This is a genomic window from Amycolatopsis sp. H20-H5, from assembly GCF_035828755.1.
In the GTDB taxonomy this organism is placed as follows: domain Bacteria; phylum Actinomycetota; class Actinomycetes; order Mycobacteriales; family Pseudonocardiaceae; genus Amycolatopsis.
Map to the genome: position 1 here is coordinate 1 of NZ_JAYMZS010000237.1, position 4,417 is coordinate 4,417.

At 66.9% G+C, this 4,417-nt stretch carries 3 protein-coding genes and 1 pseudogene; 3 read left to right on the forward strand and 1 reads right to left on the reverse strand.

Annotated elements, in window-relative coordinates:
- The first annotated feature begins 225 nt into the window (after positions 1-225).
- From QMK34_RS46975 to QMK34_RS46985, 3 genes are all read left to right on the forward strand, one after another.
- Positions 226-1,140 carry a cation diffusion facilitator family transporter gene (locus QMK34_RS46975; RefSeq protein ID WP_326421520.1) on the forward strand — a complete coding sequence of 305 codons (915 nt, stop codon included), beginning with the start codon at positions 226-228 and terminating at the stop codon, positions 1,138-1,140.
- Positions 1,141-1,229: 89 nt separating this feature from the next.
- Positions 1,230-2,750: an amino acid permease gene (locus QMK34_RS46980; protein ID WP_326421522.1), complete on the forward strand. Its 1,521-nt coding sequence runs from the start codon at positions 1,230-1,232 to the stop codon at positions 2,748-2,750.
- Between the two features lie 375 nt (positions 2,751-3,125).
- The gene (locus QMK34_RS46985; RefSeq protein WP_326421524.1) at positions 3,126-3,830 is read left to right on the forward strand and encodes an LPXTG cell wall anchor domain-containing protein; all 705 of its coding nucleotides are present in this window, start codon (positions 3,126-3,128) and stop codon (positions 3,828-3,830) included.
- Positions 3,831-3,936: 106 nt separating this feature from the next.
- Here QMK34_RS46985 and QMK34_RS46990 read toward each other — a convergent pair.
- Positions 3,937-4,417 (reverse strand): annotated as a pseudogene (locus QMK34_RS46990) (hypothetical protein); the annotation flags it as partial.

The following is a 4,417-nucleotide window of genomic DNA, read 5'->3' on the forward strand; positions in this document are numbered from 1 at the left end:
TCAACAGCCCTCCAGAGGCCCTCTCACGATCCGGACGGTTCGCGTCACGGCCTTACGCTCACTGTCCGCACCTCGGACGTCTCAGGCAGTCAGCCCCAGAACCACCCATATTCAGCAGCCTCCTAGACACGCGTGACGTCGCTCGGATCACCTGTGTGGGCTCGGCGGGGCCGGTGCCTCTAGGCTGCGAATCGGCCAAACAGGACCGACTCCCGGGGAGCGTCAGTGTCAGCAGGTGGCGGAAACAAGGCGATCATCGCCGCGCTAGGCGCGAACGCGGGCATCGCGGTCGCGAAGTTCGCCGGATTCCTCGTCACGGGCTCGTCCTCGATGCTCGCCGAGTCCGTGCACTCGCTCGCCGACACCTCGAACCAGGGTCTGCTGCTGCTCGGGCAGAAGACGTCGAAGCGCAAGGCGACCAAGGACCACCCGTTCGGCTTCGGCCGCGACCGGTACTTCTACTCGTTCATCGTCGCGCTGATGCTGTTCACCCTCGGCTCGGTGTTCGCGCTGTACGAGGGCATCCACAAGATCGGCGAGCCGGAGGAGCTGACCTCGCCGATCGTCGCGGTGATCATCCTGCTGGTCGCGATCGGCCTGGAGGGTTACAGCTTTTACACCGCCATCGGCGAGTCGCGGAAGATCAAGGGCGAAGCCGGCTGGTGGCAGTTCATCCGCCAGGCCAAGGAACCCGAGCTGCCCGTGGTGCTGCTGGAGGACGCGGGCGCGCTGGTTGGCCTCGTGCTGGCGCTCGCCGGTGTCGGTCTGTCGACGATCACCGGCGACCCGATCTGGGACGGCATCGGCACGGCCTGCATCGGCCTGCTGCTCGGCGTCATCGCGGTGATCCTCATCGTCGAGATGAAGAGCCTGCTGATCGGCGAGGGCGTCACCGACGTCGACCTCGCGACGATCGTCGACGAGCTGGCCGCCGGGAAGGTCGAGCGGGTGATCCACATCCGCACCCAGTACCTCGGCCCGGACGAGCTGCTCGTCGCGGCGAAGCTGGCGCTGGTGCCCGGCCTGGACACGGGCCAGGTGGCCACCGCGATCGACGACGCGGAGGCCCGCGTGCGCGCCAAGATCCCCGCGGCCAAGCTCATCTATCTGGAACCGGATCTCGACCGTGATCTCGGGTAGGCCGGTCACCGGGCCGAGGCCATGATCACGCGATAGGGTGATACACCGCGTTACAACGTCGTGGTTGAGCGTCGTGCAGGAGGTCTACGTTGCCCGGAACAGGTCTATGGCGGACCAAATCGATCGAACAGTCCATCTCGGACACCGATGATCCGGAGACCAAGCTCCGAAGAAACCTGAGCGCCTGGGATCTGACCGTCTTCGGTGTCGCCGTCGTCATCGGCGCCGGTATCTTCACGCTCACCGCGCGCACCGCCGGTGACTACGCCGGCCCTTCGACGTCTGTCGCGTTCGTGTTCGCCGCGATCGCGTGCGCGCTCGCGGCGCTCTGTTACGCCGAATTCGCCTCGACCGTGCCGGTCGCGGGCAGCGCGTACACGTTCTCGTACGCGACTTTCGGTGAGTTCGTGGCCTGGATCATCGGCTGGGACCTCATCCTCGAGCTCGCCGTCGGCGCCGCCGCGGTGTCGAAGGGCTGGTCGATCTACCTTCAGACCGTACTGGGGTACATCTTCGGCAAGGGCACCAAGACGACGTTCGACATCGGCAGCGTGACGATCGACTGGGGCGCGCTGATCCTCGTCGTCGCGCTGACCACGATGCTCGCGATCGGGACCAAGCTCTCGTCCCGGTTCTCGATGGTGATCACCGCGATCAAGGTCCTGGTCGTGCTGTTCGTCATCGTGCTCGGCATCTTCTACATCAAGGGCGCCAACTACACCCCGTTCATCCCGCCGGGCGAGACCGGCGGTGCCGGGCAGGGCGGGGTCGACCAGTCGCTGTTCTCGCTGATCGCGGGCGGCGCCAGCAGTTCGTTCGGCATCTTCGGCCTGCTGGCCGGTGCTTCGCTGGTGTTCTTCGCGTTCATCGGTTTCGACATCGTCGCGACCACGGCCGAGGAGACCAAGAACCCGCAGAAGTCGGTGCCGCGCGGCATCTTCGGCTCGCTCGCCATCGTGACCGTGCTGTACGTGGCGGTCTCGCTGGTGGTCGCCGGCATGGTCTCGTACAAGGACCTGGCGACTTCGGCGGGCGACGGCAGCCACAAGACACTGGCGACGGCGTTCTCCGCCAACGGCATCGACTGGGCGGCCAACATCATCTCGGTGGGCGCGCTCGCCGGGCTGACCACGGTCGTCATGGTGCTCATGCTCGGCCAGGTCCGGATCATCTTCGCGATGTCGCGCGACGGCCTCATGCCGCGCGGCCTGGCGAAGACCAGCGGGAGCGGCACGCCGAAGAAGGCCACGTTCCTCGTCGGCGGCCTGATCGCCGTCGCGGCGACGTTCTTCCCGGCGGACAAGCTCGAGGAAATGGTCAACGTCGGCACGCTGTTCGCCTTCGTGCTGGTTTCCGCGGGGGTGCTCGTGCTACGCCGGACGCACCCGGACCTGCCGCGCGCGTTCAAGGTCCCGTGGGTGCCGGTGATCCCGATCCTCGCGATCCTGGCCTGCCTGTGGCTGATGCTGAACCTGACCGTGCTCACCTGGCTGCGGTTCATCGTCTGGATGATCGTCGGCGTGGTCATCTACTTCGCCTACAGCCGTCGTCATTCCCTGCTCGGCAGGCGGCAGCGCGGAGAGCTCTCGGGAGTCGACGAGAAGAGCTGATCGTCCGCAAGTCCGGCACCGGCCCGTCCTCTGTTCGCGGAGGGCGGGCCGTGCTGCTTCACGCGGTCTTGGCACCCCGATGAAAGCCCTTTCCGTAGATGTGATATCGCGCGTAAATGGCAAGTTGAAGCTTCTCGCGCCTTAAGTCCCAGGTATCTCGAAACGATAACTGACACATCTCGATTTGGTTTGCCACTCGCACTCAGGGTGATGCGACGAGCCCTATGCGATACCGTCCGGGCCTTGCTTCCCTCTGACGGGTTAATTACCTCCACGTAGTTTTTACGGTGAGTAGCATTGGTCGTTCCAGAGGGTGATGTCGATCTTTCGCTTGGGGTCCCCCCTTTCGGTACAGGAGAATTCTGAATGCAGGCCATGTCCAGACGTTCCGTCCGCGCCGCCCTCACCGTCGCCGCGATCAGCGCGGTGACCCTGCTCGGCACCGCCACGGGCGCGCTCGCGTGCACCACCGATGACGGCCGCGGCCACCCGATCCAGGGTCAGGTGGACAAGTGCGAGGACGTCCAGCAGCGCGGCGAGACCCTCACGCCGGACAACTTCACGACGGAACTCAACGGTGACAAGACCCGGCTGAAGATCGTCGGCCTCAACGAGGGCGTCACCGTGTCCGCCATCGTCGTCAACGGTGGCGACGACGGGCACAACCTCTACTACATCGGTGGCAAGAACGAGCTCAAGCTCGCCAACCTGCCGTGGGAGAACCTGCGCGCGCCGTTCAACTTCAACGGCTCCCAGCCCAAGGTCGGCAAGTGGTTCGCCTGTGGCACCAAGACGACCAAGCCGACCGAGACCCAGGCGCCGCCCACCACGACGACGAAGCCGACCGAGGGCACGCCGACCAAGACCGCGAAGCCGACCCCGACCACGGAGGCGCCCACCAGCTCCGCTTCGCCGACCACCACCTCGGCCCCCGCTGTCATCCCGGCGGGTAACAACGCCAACGGTGGCGGCCTCGCGTCGACCGGTTTCGACAACAGCTGGCTGATCTGGGTCGGCGCGCTGCTGCTGCTCGCCGGTGGCGGACTGCTGGCCCTGCTGAAGTTCCGCCGCAAGGCCTGATCCTCAGCGACGGTCTCTGAAGGCCACCTTGACGGACTCTAACGCCCTCAAGGTGGCCTTCAGCGCGTACCAAGTCCGGCTGAGGTCTAGGGCGACCTTCAGCTGCTTACGGCTTGCCGGGGAAGTCCGGGAACAGCGGGAACTGCTCGGCGGCCGGGGGGAACGGGCGGCCGGGACGTTCGAGCCCGGCGGCCATCGCGACGGCGTGGTCCCATTCGGCGTCGACGACGTAGTCCGCGTGACGCAGCACCCCGGCCGCCCATCGGTGCCGTCCGGCGGGCCCGCCGGGGCCGCGCATCGGGTCCGGCAGCCAGTGGTCGCCGCCGAGGATGAGCACCCCGCTCGGCTCGGGCGCCGTGGCCAGCGGGCCGATGCCACCGCCGGGCAGGTAGCCGTCGCCGAGCAGTTTCCCGCTCGCGACCTGGTGGCGCCAGGTGGTGACGCCACCGCCGAAGATGTCCGTGCCCCGGCACAGTGCGCGCCAGCGGCCGTCGAGGTCGCCGAACAGCCCGGCGAGCGAATCCTGGGGCAGCACAGCGGGGAAAGCCCGCTGGTAGCCCCAGTGCAGCGGGGAGCCCGCGGTCAGC